We start from the raw sequence: 18,026 nt of genomic DNA on the forward strand, positions 1-18,026 counted from the left end.
GAATATTTTACGATTTTTCACCGTTTGGCCGGATATTTTGTGATCCCTCAGAGCCGATCCGGCCCCACCAGCACATCCCGTACGGCCCGCGCCAGCCTCACCCGGGCCCCCTGCAGCGGCCCGGCGGGCGCGTCGCCGATCGGCACGGCCGGGGCGTGCTCGTGCGCGTCGTGGTAGGCGAGCGCCAGCCGCACCAGGAAAGCCTCCCACCCCGGGTCGCGGCTCGCCAGCCGTCCGGGCACCTCGGCCAGCGCCCGCAGCACCGCCCGGTCGCGGGGATCGTCGAGCTGCTCGGGCCGGAACTCCTCCGGCACCCCCAGCTCCCGCCCCCACCGCTGCACCGCCACCGCCCTGGCATGGGCGTAACGCACCACGAATCCGGGGTTGTCCCACGTACGAGGAAAGTCCGGCCAGCCGGGATCGCGGAGCTCCAGCGGCTCGATCTCGGTCACCAGCTCCCCCGGCACGGGCACCACCACGCGCAGGAACCCGTTGTCCCGCACCTCGACCGGCCCCACGCCGGGCAGCTCCCGCACCCGCGCGGCCAGCTCGGCGGCCGGGACGCGGCGGCGCAGCGCGGCGGCCGACACGTAGGCGGCCTCCCGCTCCCACGTGCCGTCGGGCACCGGCGGCTCGCCGAGCACCCCGGCCAGCCGCCCGGGCGTCACGGGCTCAGATGAGCGCGTGCGGCTCGGCGGAGCCGTACTCGACCAGGTGGGCGGCGCCCAGCAGCCACCGGTCCTCGTCGCGGACGCGCACGTAGCCGAAGCGGTCGGCGGAGAAGACCTTGATCCCGTCCTCGCGGCAGCGGCGCATGAGCACCTCGTCCCAGCCGTCGGTGAGGTCGGCGAAGCCGAGCTCGCGCAGCGTGTTGCGGCGGGCGAGCAGCGTGCCGCCGGTGATCTCCGGCAGGTAGGTGTACTCGGCGTCGGGCTGCTTGAGCAGCGTGGCCTGCGGCTTGCGCAGGTGGGCGTAGAAGGCGGCCTTGCCGACGATGTCGGCGGTGCCGAACAGGAACGCCCGCCGCAGGTCGGTCAGGTAGTGGGAGCCGTAGACGTCGCGCGGGTCCATGACCGCGACCAGGTCGGCCTCGCACAGGTCGAGACCGCGGCCGAGCATCGCGCCGACGGTCATGCCCGGCTGCAGCGGCCGATGGATGACGTCGGCGCCGGGCAGCGTGTCGCGGGCACGCTGCTCGGCCTCCGGCGGGCCGATGACGATGAGCTGGGTGATGCCGCTCTGCCGGCCGACCTGGGCCAGCGCGTGCTCCATGCGGGTCGCGTCGGGGACGGCCAGCAGCACCGACACGTCGAGCGTGGCGCGGGCGCTGGGCAGCCCGATCGTCTCCAGGAGCGCGTCGACGTGCTCGGTCATGGTGCCGGAGGCGTAGGCGCGGCGCAGGGCGACGTGCGCCCGGCGCGTGTCGGGGTCGTCGCCGATCGGCGTGCCGCAGGCGGCGAGCTCGGCCAGCCGCCACGTCGGGGTGCCGGGCGGGCAGGTGACCGCGGCCGGCCAGCGGTAGGAGGTGAGCACGTCCGGGTAGGCCAGGTGGTCAGGCAGGAGCTGGTCGAGGCTGAGCACCCGGTCGATGCGCCCGCCGGCCAGCGGCAGCGGGTTGTGCACGCGCGGCTGCACGCCGAACGGCAGCCTCGGCCAGGCCACGGCCGGGTCGGCGGAGAAGCGGTGCTCGAACAGCCCGGCCGCGGCGGCGAAGTCGGCCGGGTCGCCGTGCGTGTGCCAGAACACGGTCCGGATGCCGCGCTCGCCGCACCAGGCGAGCAGCGCGCGCAGCCCCTCGCCGGGCTCGCCCAGCAGCTCCTCGGCCCACGGCCCCTGCGTCACGGACTCGACCAGCAGCAGGTGCGGCACCTCCTGCGGCAGCACCCGGGCGAAGTCGCGCGGGGTGAAGCCGGTGGTCTGCCGCCACTCGTAGCGCAGCAGCGCCTCGGCGTGCGGCTCGGCGACGACCGCCGCGGTGATGTGCGGGCGGGTGTTGGGGCCGGTCGGCACCCGGTAGGGCTTGAGCTTGAAGGAGGCGCCGCCGAGCGTGCGGGTGGTGGCGGTGGCCTGGTAGGCGGCGCCGGGCCGCTCGTCCTGGGCCCTGGCCGCGGCCACGGGCTTGCGCTTGGGCGCGGTCGGCCGCTTGACCGGCCGGGCGGCGCCCTTGAGCTCCTTGGCCAGGCGGACGGGGTTGCTCTTGCCGGTCTTGATGGCGTCGCCCAGCCGGTTCCAGCGGGCGACCTTGATCGAGGAGAGCTTCCAGTTGGCCACCTCGGCCTGGTAGCGCTGCTCGGCGAGCTCCTTGCGGAGCTTGTCGGCGGCGGCGCGCTCGTCGGCCAGGCGCTCCTCGGCCTCGCTCAGCCGGTCGGCGAGGGCCTTGACCTCCTCGGCACGGCTCTCGGCCTCGGCCAGCCTGCTCTGGGCGGCGTCCAGCAGCCTGGCCAGCTCCGCCGCGTGCTCGGCCTGCGCGACCGCCTCACGCAACGCCCTGCGCGTGCTTTCCAGCTCGGTAGACAACAGGACCTCCGTCTCTCAGCCCGGCAAAGGATACTCTTTTGCGGGAAGCGCCTCGAAGGGATGAGATCCGGTGCAGTTCAACGTACGACCCTACGTCTGCGGCGGTCTCGGCCGGATCGACACCGCGGTGCTCGGCAAGCTGTCGGCCGCGGGCCCGCGGGTGCGTCCCGCTCTCCAGACGGCCGAGGCGGCCCTGTTCAGCTCGGCGCCGCTGCCGCCCTACCGGCGCTCGGGCGAGGCGTTCGCGTTCGCCTGGGGCGAGCGCAGGCCCGCCGGCGAGGGCGACTGGATGACGGTCGCGGAGACGTACGAGGCTCCGGGCCTGATGGGCGACGGCCCGCGCGTCACGCTCCACACGGGCGCGCTGGGGCTGGTCGACGTCTATTACGTACGGGTGGGCGAGGCGGTCTACTTCTCGTCCCTGATCGAGCCGCTGCTGTCGCTGGCGCCGGTCGAGATCGACTGGGCGGCCTGGGCGTCGATCCTTCAGGTGACGTTCCCGCTGGGCGAGGCGACGCCCTACCAGCGGATCAAGCGGCTGCCCGGCTCCAGCGCGCTGGTGTGGGACCAGGGCAGGCTGTCCACCGAGCGGCGCCTGCCGCGCTGGCTGCGCACCGAGCCGTACGAGACGTGGACGAGTGCCGGGGAGATCCTGGAGCTGCTGCACGAGGTCTACAAGGACTACGACGGGCGCAAGCTGCTGGTGCCGATCAGCGGCGGCTATGACTCGCGGCTGCTGGGCAGCGTGGCCAAGGCGCGCGGGTTCGACGTGGAGTCGTGGACGACCAGCCCCGACGACGGCACCGACACCGACATCGCCTTCGCCCGGGCCATCACCCGCGAGCTGGGCATCCCGCACCGGGTGATCGAGCAGGACCCTGCCTCCTACCCGGACGACGCCGTGGAGGTGGCGCGCAGGCTCGAATACCTGACGCCGCACCACGCCTGGTACGCGCCGTTCGCCAAGGAGGTGCACCAGGCGGGGCGGGTGCTGGTCGACGGGCTGGCGGGCGGGCCGCTGCTGAAGAACTTCATGGTCAGCGGCGCCGCCCTGGAGGCCACGACGCAGGCGGAGCGGTCGGCGGCGGTGCTGGGCTCGCTGAGCCTGGGCGCGCCGTCGCAGCCGTTCCTGTCGAAGGCGGCGGCGCAGTGGATGGCCGAGACCGTGCAGGAGCAGTTCCTGGCGGCCACCTCGATGCTCCACGGGCACCGGGCGGAGCTGCCGCTGTCGGTGCTCCACACGCGCACGGTGCGGGGCATCGCGCGCTCGGCGGTCAACCTGGTGGGGCCGGAGGCGTCGTTCGCGGCGCCGTTCATCCATCCCGACTTCTTCGATGCCGCGCTCTCGGTCGGGGTGGCGCGCAAGGCGCAGGGCCGCTTCTACCGCGAGGTGCTGCACGCCGCCAACCCGCGCGTGGCCGCGCTGCCCTCGACGAACGTGGTCAAGCAGCCGCTGCGGCGGGTGCCGCTGCGCTCCACGGCCGCGCCCGCGCGCGCCTACTCCCACCGCATGCTGGACGTGGTGGCGACCCGGGTGCCGGGTCTGCTGTCGGACGAGCTGCACGAGGTGGTGGCGGGCGGGCCCGACGCGCTGACGCGGTTCAACGGCTGGAACGACCGGTTCTGGGTGCGCGGTCTGGTGCTGTTCGGGCTCTGGCTGAGCGACTTCGAAAGCGAGCTGGACGACCTGTCTGCCCCCTTCTAGTTACAGGGCGAAGAACGGTCGGTAACATCACGATTACACAGCGATCTCTTGGGTATTACAGCTCGCACAGCACAAGCGGGTTCCGGAAAGCCAACGGGCTGGTAGTGTTCGGCCCGTAAGCGCCGCACAAGCGGGCACCGGATCACAAATCCGGTCCTGTCGAGGGCATGGGATCGCAGGGATGACGACCCAGGCGGCGCGGTCACCAGAGATAACAACGCCGGGGAAACCGGTGACTTCGTCCTGCCCACATCTCCTTCTGTGAGCGACATATGATCAACGCATCCCCAACGCCGGAGCCGGTCGCCGAGACCTTCATTTCGGAAGACCCGTCCTGGTACAAGCGGGCGGTGTTTTACGAGGTGCTCGTCCGGGGGTTCAAGGACTCCAACGGCGACGGCACCGGAGACCTTCGCGGCCTCGTGGAGAAGCTGGACTATCTCGAATGGCTCGGCGTCGACTGCCTGTGGCTGTTGCCGCTGTACGAGTCGCCGCTGCGTGACGGCGGTTACGACATCTCCGACTACATGAAGATCTTGCCGGACTTCGGCGATCTCGCCGACTTCATCCAGCTGATCGAGTCGGCGCACGAGCGCGGCCTGCGAATCATCACGGACCTGGTGATGAACCACACCAGCGACCGTCATCCCTGGTTCCAGGCATCCCGGCACGACCCCGAGGGGCCGTACGGCGACTTCTACGTGTGGGCGGACGAGCCGACCGCATACCCCGACGCGCCGATCATCTTCATCGGCGCCGAGGAGTCCAACTGGACCTACGACCCGGTGCGCAAGCAGTACTACTGGCACCGGTTCTTCCACCACCAGCCGGACCTCAACTACGACAACCCGGCGGTCCAGGAGGCCATGCTGGAGGTCCTGCGCTTCTGGCTGGACCTGGGCATCGACGGCTTCCGCCTGGACGCGGTCCCGTACCTGTTCGAACGGGAGGGCACCGCGTGCGCCGGCCTGCCGGAGACGCACGCGTACCTGAAGAAGATCCGCGCCGAGGTCGACCGGCTCTACCCCGACCGGGTGCTGCTGGCCGAGGCCAACGGCTGGCCGGAGGACGTCGTCGAGTACTTCGGCGACCCCACCACCGGCGGCGACGAGTGCCACATGGCGTTCCACTTCCCGCTCATGCCGCGCATCTACATGGCGGTCAAGAAGGAGACGCGCGAGCCGATCTCGGAGATCATGTCGCGCACGCCCAAGCTGCCCGACTGCGCCCAGTGGGGCATCTTCCTGCGCAACCACGACGAGCTCACGCTCGAGACGGTGACGGAGGAAGAGCGCGACTACATGCACAGCGAGTACGCCAAGGACCCGCGCATGCGGGCCTACCTGGGCATTCGCCGTCGCCTGGCGCCGCTGCTCGACAACGACCGGGACCGCATCGAGCTGTTCACAGCCCTGTTGCTGAGCCTGCCGGGCTCGCCGGTCATGTACTACGGCGACGAGATCGGCATGGGCGACAACATCTGGCTGGAGGACCGTGACGCGGTCCGCACGCCGATGCAGTGGAGCCCCGACCGCAACGCGGGCTTCTCCACGGCCGACCCGGGGCGGCTCTACCTGCCGGCCGTCATGGACCCGATCTACGGGTTCCAGGCGGTCAACGTGGAGTCGCAGCAGAAGAACGAGGGTTCGCTGCTCCACTTCACCCGGCGGATGCTGCAGATCCGGCGCAACCACCCGGTGTTCGGCGTCGGCGCCTACACGGAGATGTGGTCGTCGAACCCGGCCGTCCTGACCTACGTCAGGGAGGACGGCGACGACATCATGCTGTGCGTGAACAACCTGTCGAAGTTCCCGCAGCCGGTCGAGCTGGACCTGCGCAGGTTCGAGGGCATGACGCCGGTGGAGGCGCGCGGTGGCGTGCACTTCCCCGTCGTCGGCGAGCTGCCCTACCTGCTCACGCTGCCGGGGCACGGCTTCTACTGGTTCGCGCTGAAGAAGCTGCCTTCAGCGTGAGGTGACGGGCACCTGGGCACGGGCCGCCCGCCGCGCGGGAATCAGCGCGACGGCGAGCGCCGTGCCCACGGCCACCAGCACGGCGACGGTCAGCGTCATGGCCGAGGGCGGACGGGCGATCCCGGCGCCCACCCCGCTGGTGTGACCCTGAAGGTCGATCAGCCCGGTCACGACCGACGCCCCGACCGCCGCGCCCGCTCCCACGCCCAGCACCACGAGCAGCCCGGTGCCGGTCACCAAGGTGGCCATCACCTGGCGCGGCGTCAGCCCCATCGCCTTGAGCACCGCCAGGTCGAAGGCGTGGTCGCGCAGGCCGAGCGCGCTGGCCGTGAGCAGGTTGGCCAGCCCGATCAGCGTGAGCACGGCGATCAGGGCCACGATCACCACCCGGATGACGGCCAGCCGGTCGGCCGGGTTGACCACGATCTGCACGTCCAGGCTCTCCGACGACTCGGTGAGCAGCCTCCCGGCCACCTCCGACGGGTCGGCGCCCGGCTTGAGGGCGAGCGCGTAGAACTCGGGCGGCACGGTGTCCTTGGCGGCCAGGCTGTCCAGCCCGACCGACAGCACCTCCCCATCGGAGTCGGGCTCGATGGCCCGGCCGACGATCCGCACGATCAGCGGCGAGCCGCCCACGGTCAGCCGGACCCGGTCGCCGATCTTCACACCCAGCAGGTCGAGCAGCCCCTGCCCGGCGACCGCCTCGCCCGGCTCGGCGTACATGCGGCCCTCGACGACGGGGAACGGGTAGGGGGCGGTGGTGGAGCCGCCGATGGCGCGCACCCGCACCGAGCGGCCCTCTCCGGGGGCCAGCGCGTTCACCTCGACGCCCGGGTAGACGGCCCGCACGTCGCGGTCGGCGCGCACGTGGCGCTCGGCCTCGACGGCGGTCAGCTTGCCGGGCCCGACGTGCAGGGCGGCGTGCTGGCCGACCTGCTCGGGATGGCCGGCGAAGTTGTCCAGCGTGGCCCACACGCCCAGCCCGATCGTGATCATCATCATCGGCACGGCCAGCCCGAACGCCGTCAGGAACGCCGGCACCCGCCGGGTGAAGGCGTCGCGGGCGCCCAGCACGAGCGCCGGAGGCAGGCGTACCAGGAGGGCGAGCCTGGCCAGCCGGGACAGGTGGCCGCGCGGCGGCAGGGCGGGCGCGGCCGGGATCGGCGGCGTGCGGCCGCCGCGCCAGGCGGGCAGCCCCACGGCGGCCAGCACGACCAGCGCGGTGCCCGCGAGGATGGCCAGCACCGGCATGGGGGCGACGGAGGTGGTGCCGAGCACCGCGACCGTGCCGCCCCACCCGGCCAGCGTGCCGACAGCGATGCCGAGCAGGCCCAGCGCGCCGTGCTCGACCAGCAGCAGCAGCGCGATCTGGCCTCTGGTGAAGCCCATCGACTTGAGCGTGGCCAGGTCGCGGAGCTGGCCGAGCACCCGGCCGCCGGCCGCGTTGGCCAGCGCGAGCGCGGCGGCGACCAGCCCGACGACGCCGAACAGCGCCAGCAGCGTGCCGAGCAGCCGGTTGTCCAGCTCCATCGCGGCGCGGATCTCCCGCCAGGTGTAGAGGCGCTGGAGCTCGTCGTCGAGCATGACCACGACCCGCTGCGAGACGACCTGGGCCGACTCGGCGTCGGTCAGGCGCAGCCCGGTCACCCACTGGCTGCGGCCGAGCATCGGCTCGACCCGGTCCAGGGTCTCGGGCAGCACCCAGGCCAGGCCGGGGGTCCATTCCGGGTAGAAGCCCTGCTCGGCGGAGTCGGCGATGCCGCGTACGTGCAGGCTGTGGCGCTCGCCGCTGAGCGCGATGATCGTGAACGGCGCGCCGATGCGCAGGCGCAGGGCTCGGGCGTAGGAGCGTTCGACGACGACGCCGCCGGGCTCGGCGGCGTCGAGCCAGCGGCCCTCGGTCACCACCGGGTGGGCCACCGCGGGCGGCTTCGCCGGCAGGGCGCGCAGCTCGGCGGGCTCCTTCTTGCCGTCCTGGACGACGGTGGCGGGCGCCGAGCGGTAGGGGCCGGCGGCGCTGGTGACGCCGTCGATCTCCCGGGTGGCGACGACCTGGGCGGTGCTGTCCTTGGTGTAGAACCACACGTGCGCGCCCTCGGTCTGGGCGAACAGCCCGCGCCAGGGGTTGGTGCCGTCCTCCAGCAGGGTGACGGCGGCGATCAGCGCGGCCACGATGGCGGCCACGACGAGCACGGTGAGTGTCGCCTGGCCCTTCCTGGCCCGCAGGTCTGCCCGGATCCAGCGGATGCCCGCCCGGGTGGTGCTCATCGGAGGTCGATCACCGCGCCCGCGGTGCCGGTGCGGCGCCGGGTGATCCGGCCGTCGTCGACGACCTCGCCGTCGTGCAGGGCGACGACCCGGTCGGCCAGCCCGGCGACGCGGGCGTCGTGGGTGACCATGACGATGGTCTGGCCGTCGCGGTGCACCTCGCCGAGCAGGCGCAGCACGTCGCGGGTGTTGCGGCTGTCGAGGTTGCCGGTGGGCTCGTCGGCCAGCAGCACGCTGGGCTTGTTGGCCAGGGCCCGGGCGAGCGCGACGCGCTGCTGCTCGCCGCCGGAGAGCCGGGCGGGCGGGGCGTCGGCGCGGTCGGCCAGGTTGAGCGCGCCGAGCAGGTGCCGGCTGCGCTCGCGGGCCTCGCGCGGCGAGGCGCCGCCCAGCAGGGCCGGCAGCTCGACGTTGTCGGCCACGGTCATGCTGGCGACCAGGTTGAAGAACTGGAAGACGAAGCCGATCTTCTTGCGGCGCAGCAGGGCCCAGGCGCTCTCGGAGAGCGTGTCGGCGCGGGTGCCGTCGATCCAGATCTCGCCGCTGGTGCGGGTGTCGAGGCCGCCCAGCATGTGCACGAGCGTAGACTTGCCCGACCCGGACGGGCCCATGACGGCGATGAACTCACCCGGCTCGACCTGCAGATCCACCCCGCGGACGGCGTGCACGGGCACGGCGCCGCCGGAGTAGACCTTCACCAGGTTGACCGCCTTGAGGGCGGGATCACTCATGCCAGGTCCTCCTGACAACGTTCGAGCCAGTCCAGATCGGCTTGCAGATGCAGCATGGCACCCTCGATCAGCAGCAGCGCCACCCGGTCCTCGGGCGGGGTGCGGGCCATCAGGTCGTTGAGGTCGCCCATGAGCGACAGGTAGTGGCGGCGCTGGCGGTTGATCAGCGCCATCCGGTCGGCGATGCCGGTGAGCGGGGCCAGCACGAGCTTCATGAAGAACTCGTCACGCACCCGGGGCCCCTCGGTGGGCTCGTCCGCCCAGAGGGTGAGCACGTCACGCCCCTTGGCGGTGCAGTAGTAGACCTTCTTGTTGGGCCGGTTGGACTGCTCGACGTCGACCGCCCTGACCAGGCCGTCCTTCTCCAGGCGGCCCAGCGTCACATAGATCTGGCCGATGTTGGGCGAGGGGTAGGCACTGCCGAACGTCTGCTCGAGGGCCTGTTTGAGCTCATAACCGTGGGCAGGCTCCTTGGCCAAGAGCGCCAGCAGGTGAAGCCGCACACCTCACCTCCCCGCGCGTTACGGATGCGTTACATGGCCAGCAGTTGACCTTCAGATTACATGTATGGATAACATGCATGCATCTACCTAACACGAATGTAGCCCCCTCTAAACCTGGAGGAAATCGAGGTGTTTCGCCCATTTGCTGTTGCTCTGGCCGTTCTTGCGGCGGCCGGGTGCGCGGCGGCGGGCGAAACCGGCGGCGGCGAGCCGGGAACGGGCGGCACTGGCCCGATCACCTTCGCCACCGGGCGCGACACCACGGCGTACCTGCAACCCCTGCTGGACCGCTGGAACCAGGCCCACCCGGCCGAGAAGGTGACGCTGCTCGAGCTGCCCGAGGCCGCCGACGAGCAGCGCGCTCAGATGGTGGCCAACCTCCAGGCCCGCAGCAGCCGCTACGACGTCCTCGGCCTGGACGTGGTGCTGACGGCGGAGTTCGCGGAGAACGGCTGGATCATCCCCTTGGAGCGCGGGTACTTCCCGCTCGACAAGTTCCTGCCGCCTGTCGTGGACACCGCGGTCTACAAGGACAAGCTCTGGGCCGTGCCGTACACGAGCAATGCCGGGCTGCTGTACTACCGGACCGACCTCGTGAAGAAACCGCCCAGAACCTGGGCGGAACTTCGTGAACAAGCCCAGGAGATTACGAAAAAACACGATATTGAGGGTTATGCCGGGCAGTTCCTCGCGTACGAGGGACTGACCGTCAACTTCTCCGAGGCCGTGCAGTCCGCCGGCGGCCAGATCCTCGGCCCTGACGGCGACGAGGTGACACTCGACACCGCCAAGGCCGCGACCGCGCTGGGGTTCCTGCAACAGGGCCTGCGCGAGGGCTGGATCCCGGAGGAGTCCCTGAACTACAAGGAGGAGGAGTCCCGCCTGGCCTTCCAGGAGGGCCGGCTCGCCTTCGCCCGCAACTGGCCGCACGCGTACGGCCCGGCCAGGAGCAGGCTCGGCGAGAAGATGGCGGTGACCAGGCTGCCCGGGCTCGACGGGCCCGGCTCCAGCTCGCTGGGCGGCAGCAATCTGGCCATCAGCGCCTACTCCAGGCACCAGCACACGGCTCGTGAGTTCATCCGCTACTTCACGAGCCTGGAGAACGAGCGCCGTGTCCTCACCGAGGGGTCCTTCCCTCCGGTGTGGGCCGAGCTCTACGACGACCCCGAGCTGATCAAGCGCTTCCCCTACCTGCCCGTGCTCAAGGAGAGCATCCTCGCCGCCAAGCCGCGGGCTGCCAGCGCCAACTACAACCAGCTCAGCCTGGTGATCGCCAGCTCGGTCGCCAAGGCGCTCAACCCCCCGTTCAAGGACACGGCCGACGACGTCGCGGCGTCCTTGAAAGCCGAACTCGAAGAGATCATCAGAACCCAGTGAGGCAGCCATGCGAAAAGGCAGAGCAGCAGCGATCCTGGCCGGACTGGCCGTAGCAGTCGCGGCCTGCGGCAACGCGCCGACCACCAACGACCCGGCGGCCTCGGCCCCCGCCTCGGGCGAGGCCACCAGCGGCGCCAAGACGCTCGAAGGCGTCACGCTCGAGGTCGCGGCGAAGTGGACCGGCGAGGAGCAGAAGAACTTCGAGCAGGTGCTCAAGGCCTTCTCCGAGAAGACCGGCGCGAAGGTCACCTACGCCTCCACGGGCGAGGACACCGGCGCCTACCTGGGCCCGCGCATCCAGGGCGGCAGCCCGCCCGACGTGGCGATCCTGCCGCAGCCCGGCCTGGTCCAGCAGTACGCCGACCAGAAGGCGCTCAAGCCGCTCACGGCCGACGTCACCAAGGAGATCGACGCCAACTACACGCCGTACTGGAAGGAGCTCGGCTCCGCGGACGGCCAGGTCTACGGCGTGCTGATCAAGGCGGCGCACAAGTCGCTGGTCTGGTACCGCGACCAGGCGCTCAAGGACGCCGGCGTGCAGCCCCCCACCACGTGGGAGGAGCTGGTCAAGACCTCGCAGACGATCGCCGACTCCGGCACCGCGCCGCTCTCCCTCTGCGGCGCCTCAGGCTGGACGCTCACCGACCTGTTCGAGAACGTCTACCTCTCCTCGGCCGGTCCCGAGAAGTACGACCAGCTCGCCAAGCACGAGATCCCGTGGACCGACGCGAGCGTCACGACGGCCCTGGAGAAGATCAAGGAGCTCGTCAGCAAGGACGAGTACCTGGTCGACGGCCGCTCCAACACGATGCAGACCGACTTCCCGACCTGTGTCACCAAGGTCTACGGCCAGGACAAGGCCGCCATGGTGATCGAGGCCGACTTCGTGGCCGTCACGGCCGTCGAGTCCGGCGCCAAGGTCGGCGAGGAGGCCAAGTACGTGCCGTTCCCGAAGGTCGGCGAGACCGCCCCGGTCGTGCTCGGCGGCGACGTCGCGGTGGCCATGAAGGACTCCCCCGGCGCGATGGCGCTGCTGCAGTTCCTGGCCTCCAAGGAGGGTGGCGAGATCTGGGCCAAGCTGCCCGGCTACCTGTCCCCCAACCGCAACGTCTCGCCCGACAACTACCCGGACCCGCTGACGCAGGAGCTCGGCAAGACGATCATCTCGGCCGGCGAGACCGTCCGCTATGACATGTCCGACCTCGCGCCCAGCGCCTTCGGCGGCACCGACGGCAAGGGCGAGTGGAAGATCCTCCAGGACTTCCTGCGCGACCCCTCCGACGTCAAGGGCGCCCAGGAGGCGCTCGAAGCCGAGGCCAAGAAGGCCTGGAAGTAAAGAGGAATGGCCGTGACCGAAAGGTTGGACGGCCCGAAGGTCCCGCCCGAGAGCACCTCGGGCGGGCCTGCCTCCGGACCGGCTGATACCCCCCGTAAGAAAAGCCGCCTCGGCCCCTCCCCGTGGCTCGCGATCGCCTTCCTGCTCCCGGCAGCGGTGCTGCTGGGGGTCTGGGTGGTCTATCCCATCGGGTTCTCGATCGTCCGAAGCCTGTACGACGCGTCGAACACGCAGTTCGTCGGGCTCGACAACTTCGCCACGATCTTCAGCGACGGCAACATGTTGCGGACCATCCGCAACAACCTCATCTGGGTGATCGTCGCGCCCATCGTGGTCACCACGCTGGGCCTGATCTTCGCGGTGCTGACCGAGCGCATCCGCTGGTCGACCGCGTTCAAGCTGATCGTGTTCATGCCGATGGCCGTCTCGCTGATGGCCGCCGGCGTCATCTTCAGGCTGGTGTACGACGGCGACCCGGACAAGGGTGTGGCCAACGCCATCCTGACCACCGTGCACGACACGTTCTCCTCCTCCCAGGGCTACCCGGAGGCCCGCCCGCGTGAGGGCGAGCAGTCGCCGGTCGCGGCCGAGGGCGGCGGCGTCGTCACCAAGCAGCCCGTGCAGGCGGGCCAGCCGGTGCTCATCCCGATCGTCGGCGTCAAGCCGGAGGTGCTGCCCTCCGACGCCGCGCCCGCCAAGGCGCCCGCCGGCGGCGACACCCTGTCCGGCACCGTCTGGTTCGACTTCACCCCGGGCGGCGGCGGCGTCAACGGCCAGCTCGACGGGAGCGAGAAGGGCCTGCCGGGGATGACCGTCGAGGCGGTCAGCGACGGCAAGGTGGCGGGCACCGCCACGACGGCCGAGGACGGCACGTTCGCCTTCGACGGCCTGCCCGCCGGCTCCTACACGCTGCGGCTGCCGCAGTCGAACTTCGAGGGGGCCTACAACGGCCTGGCCTGGCTGGGCCCGACACTCATCACGCCGGCGATCATCGGCGCGTTCGTCTGGGTGTGGGCCGGATTCGCGATGGTGCTGATCGCGGCGGGGCTGGCGGCGATCCCGCGTGACGCGCTGGAGGCCGCCCGCATCGACGGCGCCACGGAGTGGCAGGTGTTCAGGAAGATCACCGTGCCGCTGCTGTCGCCGGTGCTGCTCGTCGTCTTCGTGACGATGATCATCAATACGCTGAAGGTGTTCGACCTGGTCTTCATCATCGCGCCGTCGTCGGTCCAGCCGGAGGCGAACGTGATCGCGCTGGAGATGTGGCGCGTGGCGTTCGGCGGCGGGAACAACCAGGGACTCGGCAGCGCGCTGGCGATCTTCCTGCTCATCCTGGTGCTGCCCTTCATGGTCATGAACATCCGCAGGTTCAAGAGGGGAGAGTCATGACCACCGCGACCGCATCCGCACCCCGCGGGGCGCACGCGGGAGCCCCGCGCCGGAGCTTCGCCGGCCGCATCGTCGACCGCCTCGGCAGCGGCGCCGTCCAGGTCGTGATGATCCTGCTGGGCCTGTTCTGGCTGGTGCCCACGCTGGGCCTGCTCGTGGTCTCGCTGCGCTCGGTGGAGACCAACACCGCCGAGGGCTGGTGGACGATCTTCACCAAGCCCGCCGAGCTCACCCTCGAAGGCTACGCGAACCTGCTGGCCAGCGGCTTCACCGCGTCGTTCTGGAACACGATCGCGATCACCGTGCCGACCACGATCCTGGTGATCGGCATCGCCGCGATGGCCGCCTACGCGTTCGCCTGGATGGAGTTCCGGGGCCGCGACACGCTCTTCCTGGTCGTGGTCGGGCTGCTCATCGTGCCGATCCAGATCGCGCTGATCCCCGTGGCCGCCCTCTACGGGCAGGCGGGCATCTTCGGCTCGATCCCCGGCGTGGTGCTGTTCCACGTGGCGTTCGGCCTGCCGTTCGCGATCTTCCTGCTGCGCAACTTCTTCGTCGGCATCCCGGCCTCGCTGCTGGAGGCGGCGCGGATGGACGGGGCGCCGGAGTGGAAGATCTTCGTCTCGGTGGTGTTCCCGCTGGGCAAGCCGGCGATCGCGTCGCTGGGCATCTTCCAGTTCCTGTGGGTGTGGAACGACATGCTCATCGCGCTGGTCTTCGCCAACACCGAGAACCAGCCGATGACCAAGGCACTGCAGTCGCAGATGCGGCAGTTCGGGACGAACATCGACGTGCTGTCCTCCGGGGCGTTCCTGTCGCTGATCATCCCGCTGATCCTCTTCTTCGCCTTCCAGCGCTACTTCGTCCAGGGCATGATGGCCGGCTCGGTCAAGTAGCCCCACCCGAGCTCACGGGCGTCCGGCACGACCGGGCGCCCGTGATCATTTCTCCCGGTTCGGTACGCATGCCGTACCGGACCTGACTAAGCTGATCGGCCATGGCCGGTCGTCCCCTGAACGAAGTCGTCGAAGCCGGATGGGCCCAAGCTCTTGAGCCCGTGTCCGAGCGCATCTCCCTCATGGGCGAGTTCCTCCGCAAGGAGATCGCCGAGGGCAGGCAGTACCTCCCCGCGGGCCCCCACGTCCTGCGTGCCTTCAACCAGCCCTTCGACGACGTCAAGGTGCTGATCGTGGGCCAGGACCCCTACCCGACGCCCGGCCACCCGATCGGCCTGTCGTTCTCCGTCGCCGCCGACGTGCGGCCGCTGCCGGGCAGCCTGCTCAACATCTACAAGGAGATGGAGAGCGACCTGGGCCTGCCCCGGCCGTCCAACGGCGACCTGACGCCGTGGGCCGAGCAGGGCGTGCTGCTGCTCAACAGGGTGCTCACGGTCATGCCGGGCAAGCCCGCCTCCCACCGGGGCAAGGGCTGGGAAGAGGTCACCGAGCAGGCCATCCGCGCCCTCGTCGCGCGCGACAAGCCCATGGTGGCGATCCTGTGGGGGCGCGACGCGCGCAACCTGGCGCCGATGCTCGGCGGCGTGCCGCGCATCGAGTCGGCCCACCCGTCGCCGCTGTCGGCGCGTAACGGCTTCTTCGGCTCGCGGCCGTTCAGCCGGGCCAATGAGCTGCTCGTCCAGCAAGGCGCATCCCCTGTGGAGTGGAAGCTGCCCTAGGCTCGCTCCATGAGTGATGCACAGAAGTTCCTACGCCTCACGGTCGAGCTGACCGTCGAGGTGCTCGACGTTGACGCCCTCCAGGCCGCCGCGATGGCGGAGATCCGCCACCCCGACGCCGAGCTGACCGACGAGGAGCGCACCGAGCAGGCCGAGCTCGTCTCCTCCGACGAGACCGGCGCCTCCGCGTTGCAGTGGCTCATCGAGCCCGAGCACGTGCTCCAGCTCGTCGACCACATCGAGGAGATCGAGCCGCGCGAGGCCGTCCTGGGCGTGGAGCCCTCCGAGGGTCCCAGCGAGGACGAGGACGACGAGGACCACATCCACGCGTGATCCCGTGGCGTCCGGCATCCGGTGTGATGCGGACGAGATGGCCGGCGCCGGCCTGCTCCGGCGGCGTCGGTCGGCGGGGCGGGCTCCGGCCCGTCCTGGCGCGCTCACTAGGATCGATCTTCAGGGCCGGTGAGCGCCTTTCTTCCTGATCGCGGGCGCTCCTGGCCGAGTTCGCCGGCGCGGCCGGTCCGCGCCATGACCCCGGGAGGGCACACCGTGATCGTGGCATTCTCCATCACCCCGCTGGGCGTCGGCGAGGGCGTCGCCGAGCCGGTCGCCCGCGCCGTCAAGGTCGTCCGCGACAGCGGCCTGCCCAACCGCACGGACGCGATGTTCACCACCGTCGAGGGCGAGTGGGACGAGGTGATGGGCGTGATCAAGCAGGCGGTCGACGCGGTGGCCGAGGTCGCGCCGCGGGTCAGCCTCGTGCTCAAGGCCGATCTGCGGGCCGGGGTCACCGACGGCATGACCAGCAAGCTGGAGTCGCTCGAACGCCACCTCTCCTGACGCCACCCCGCCTCCCAAACGCGATATGTCTTGACCTGTCGGGCACTCGCGACATATCGTGTCGCTCGCACACGACACGATAGTACGCGTTTCCGGAGGTGGGTCATGCAACAGCCGCGAGTCCCCGTCCTCGTCGTCGGCGGCGGCTACGCGGGGCTGAGCGCCGCGATGATGCTGGCCTGGCGCGACGTCCCCGTCATGCTCGTCGAACGGCACCCGGGCACGTCCGTCCAGCCCAAGGCGTTCGGCGTCGGGCCGCGGGCCGTGGAGCTCATGCGCCCGGTCCCCGGCGTCGAGCAGGCGCTGGCCGCCGTCTGGGCCGGCATCGGCGACAACATGCGCATCGCCATCGCCACCAGCCTGAACGACCCCGACCCGGAGATGATCATCTCCGACGAGAAGGAGGAGTTCGCCTTCCTCGCCGACGCGACGCCCGCCGCCCAGGTGGGCGCCCCGCAGGCCGAGATCGAACGGGTGCTGCGCGCCAAGGCCGAAGAGCTCGGCGCCGACCTGCGCTTCTCCACCGAGCTCGTCTCCATCGAGCAGGACGGCGACAGCGTCCTCGCCGTCCTGCGCTCCGGCGGGCAGGAGAGCGTCGTCCGGGCCGACTACGTCATCGCCGCCGACGGCTACCGCAGCCCGCTGCGCCACCGGCTCGGCATCCCCGTCGGCGGCAAGGGCGAACTGGGGCAGATGTGCTCCATCATGTTCGACGCCGACCTCACCGGGCTCGTCCGCGACCGCGAGGTCACCCTCTGGTACCTGCGCAACGACGCCTTCACCGGCGTCATCGTCACCGGCACCGGCGTCGGCGCGCACGTGCTGGGCGTCAACTACGCCCCCGGCCAGAGCGCCGCCGACTTCACCCCCGAGCGCTGCGCCGAGCTGGTCCGGCTGGCCGTGGGCGTGCCCGACCTGGACGTGCGCGTCCTCGACACCACCACGTTCCCGATGGCCCACGTGCTCGCCGAGCGCTACCGCGAGGGCCGGGTGTTCCTGGCCGGCGACGCCGCCCACACCATGCCGCCGACCGGCGGCCAGGGCGGCAGCACCGCGCTCCAGGACGGCTGCGACCTCGCCTGGCGGCTCTGGCTCGTGATCACCGGGCAGGCCGGGCCCGGCTTCCTCGACACCTACGACGCCGAACGCCGGCCCATCGGCACGCTCACCGCCGACGCCCAGCTCGCCAACCTCGGCGTACGCATGCCGCCCGCGGCCCGCATCGGCTACCCGGAGCCGCTCGACGACCCCATGAGCGCGCTCCTCGGCTACCGCTACCACTCGACGGCCGTCATCCCCGAGCCCGGCGACGACGGCTCCCTGCTGGAGGACCCGCGCCACCCCACCGCCCGCCCCGGCAGCCGCGCGCCGCACGTGCTGCTCGACTGGGACGGGCAGCCGATCTCCACCATCGACCTGTACGGGTCGGGCTTCGTCCTGCTGGCCCACCAGCACGGCGGCCGCCCCTGGGCCGAGGCGGGCAGGCTGGTCGCCGAACGGCTCGGCGTACGGCTCGCCAGGATCCTGGTGGACGAGGAGCTGATGGACGTCGAGGGCCGCTGGCAGGAGCGTTACGGCGTCAGCGGGGGCGGCGCCGTGCTCGTCCGGCCGGACGGGTACGTCGCCTGGCGCTCCCCCGGCCTGACCGGCGACCCGGCGGCCACCCTCGAACACGTCCTGCGCACCGTGCTGAGCCGGTGAGTTCCGGGCCCGCG

15 protein-coding genes are annotated in these 18,026 nt (G+C 71.0%); 10 read left to right on the forward strand and 5 right to left on the reverse strand.

The window, feature by feature from the left end; genetic code table 11:
• Positions 1 to 47: 47 nt before the first annotated feature.
• Positions 48 to 668 (reverse strand): anticodon-binding protein, encoded by a 621-nt coding sequence (locus ACWDXC_RS01425; protein ID WP_449976807.1) that lies wholly within the window; start codon positions 666 to 668, stop codon positions 48 to 50.
• A gap of 4 nt (positions 669 to 672) precedes the next feature.
• Positions 673 to 2,517 (reverse strand): hypothetical protein, encoded by a 1,845-nt coding sequence (locus tag ACWDXC_RS01430; RefSeq protein ID WP_449976809.1) that lies wholly within the window; start codon positions 2,515 to 2,517, stop codon positions 673 to 675.
• 70 nt (positions 2,518 to 2,587) lie between these two features.
• Here ACWDXC_RS01430 and ACWDXC_RS01435 point away from each other — a divergent pair, with 70 nt between their 5' ends.
• Both ACWDXC_RS01435 and treS read left to right on the forward strand, forming a co-directional pair.
• Positions 2,588 to 4,222, forward strand: coding sequence for an asparagine synthetase B family protein (locus ACWDXC_RS01435; protein WP_449976811.1), 1,635 nt, complete (start codon positions 2,588 to 2,590; stop codon positions 4,220 to 4,222).
• Positions 4,223 to 4,494: 272 nt separating this feature from the next.
• Positions 4,495 to 6,195, forward strand: coding sequence for a maltose alpha-D-glucosyltransferase (gene treS, locus ACWDXC_RS01440; protein ID WP_449976813.1), 1,701 nt, complete (start codon positions 4,495 to 4,497; stop codon positions 6,193 to 6,195).
• Here the strand turns inward: treS and ACWDXC_RS01445 are convergent.
• Genes ACWDXC_RS01445 through ACWDXC_RS01455 form a run of 3 tightly spaced genes read right to left on the reverse strand, consistent with a single transcriptional unit; the run spans position 6,187 to position 9,694 of the window.
• On the reverse strand, positions 6,187 to 8,463 hold the full coding sequence (locus ACWDXC_RS01445; protein WP_449976815.1) for an FtsX-like permease family protein: 2,277 nt from the start codon (positions 8,461 to 8,463) through the stop codon (positions 6,187 to 6,189). The two genes, treS and ACWDXC_RS01445, sit on opposite strands and share 9 nt — an antisense overlap.
• Positions 8,460 to 9,191 carry an ABC transporter ATP-binding protein gene (locus tag ACWDXC_RS01450; RefSeq protein ID WP_219505955.1) on the reverse strand — a complete coding sequence of 244 codons (732 nt, stop codon included), beginning with the start codon at positions 9,189 to 9,191 and terminating at the stop codon, positions 8,460 to 8,462. Before ACWDXC_RS01450 ends, ACWDXC_RS01445 begins: the two co-directional genes overlap by 4 nt.
• The gene (locus ACWDXC_RS01455; protein WP_219505957.1) at positions 9,188 to 9,694 is read right to left on the reverse strand and encodes a PadR family transcriptional regulator; all 507 of its coding nucleotides are present in this window, start codon (positions 9,692 to 9,694) and stop codon (positions 9,188 to 9,190) included. The genes ACWDXC_RS01450 and ACWDXC_RS01455 overlap by 4 nt, the downstream gene beginning before the upstream one ends.
• Positions 9,695 to 9,823: 129 nt before the next feature.
• Between ACWDXC_RS01455 and ACWDXC_RS01460 the strand changes: the two genes are divergently transcribed.
• The 8 genes from ACWDXC_RS01460 to ACWDXC_RS01495 all read left to right on the forward strand — a co-directional run bounded on the left by ACWDXC_RS01460 (position 9,824) and on the right by ACWDXC_RS01495 (position 18,012).
• On the forward strand, positions 9,824 to 11,071 hold the full coding sequence (locus ACWDXC_RS01460) for an ABC transporter substrate-binding protein (RefSeq protein WP_357583736.1): 1,248 nt from the start codon (positions 9,824 to 9,826) through the stop codon (positions 11,069 to 11,071).
• A gap of 7 nt (positions 11,072 to 11,078) precedes the next feature.
• The gene (locus tag ACWDXC_RS01465; protein WP_449976820.1) at positions 11,079 to 12,407 is read left to right on the forward strand and encodes an ABC transporter substrate-binding protein; all 1,329 of its coding nucleotides are present in this window, start codon (positions 11,079 to 11,081) and stop codon (positions 12,405 to 12,407) included.
• 6 nt (positions 12,408 to 12,413) lie between these two features.
• Positions 12,414 to 13,796 (forward strand): ABC transporter permease subunit, encoded by a 1,383-nt coding sequence (locus ACWDXC_RS01470; protein ID WP_449976823.1) that lies wholly within the window; start codon positions 12,414 to 12,416, stop codon positions 13,794 to 13,796.
• The gene (locus ACWDXC_RS01475; protein ID WP_219505965.1) at positions 13,793 to 14,692 is read left to right on the forward strand and encodes a carbohydrate ABC transporter permease; all 900 of its coding nucleotides are present in this window, start codon (positions 13,793 to 13,795) and stop codon (positions 14,690 to 14,692) included. Before ACWDXC_RS01470 ends, ACWDXC_RS01475 begins: the two co-directional genes overlap by 4 nt.
• 101 nt (positions 14,693 to 14,793) lie before the next feature.
• On the forward strand, positions 14,794 to 15,471 hold the full coding sequence (locus ACWDXC_RS01480) for a uracil-DNA glycosylase (protein WP_364179365.1): 678 nt from the start codon (positions 14,794 to 14,796) through the stop codon (positions 15,469 to 15,471).
• A 9-nt stretch (positions 15,472 to 15,480) separates the two neighbouring features.
• The gene (locus ACWDXC_RS01485; RefSeq protein ID WP_219505972.1) at positions 15,481 to 15,804 is read left to right on the forward strand and encodes a hypothetical protein; all 324 of its coding nucleotides are present in this window, start codon (positions 15,481 to 15,483) and stop codon (positions 15,802 to 15,804) included.
• Positions 15,805 to 16,020: 216 nt separating this feature from the next.
• Positions 16,021 to 16,311, forward strand: coding sequence for an MTH1187 family thiamine-binding protein (locus ACWDXC_RS01490; RefSeq protein WP_219505975.1), 291 nt, complete (start codon positions 16,021 to 16,023; stop codon positions 16,309 to 16,311).
• 105 nt (positions 16,312 to 16,416) lie between these two features.
• Positions 16,417 to 18,012: an FAD-dependent monooxygenase gene (locus ACWDXC_RS01495; RefSeq protein WP_449976827.1), complete on the forward strand. Its 1,596-nt coding sequence runs from the start codon at positions 16,417 to 16,419 to the stop codon at positions 18,010 to 18,012.
• Positions 18,013 to 18,026: the final 14 nt, after the last annotated feature.

The organism is Nonomuraea sp. NPDC003214, assembly GCF_053590035.1.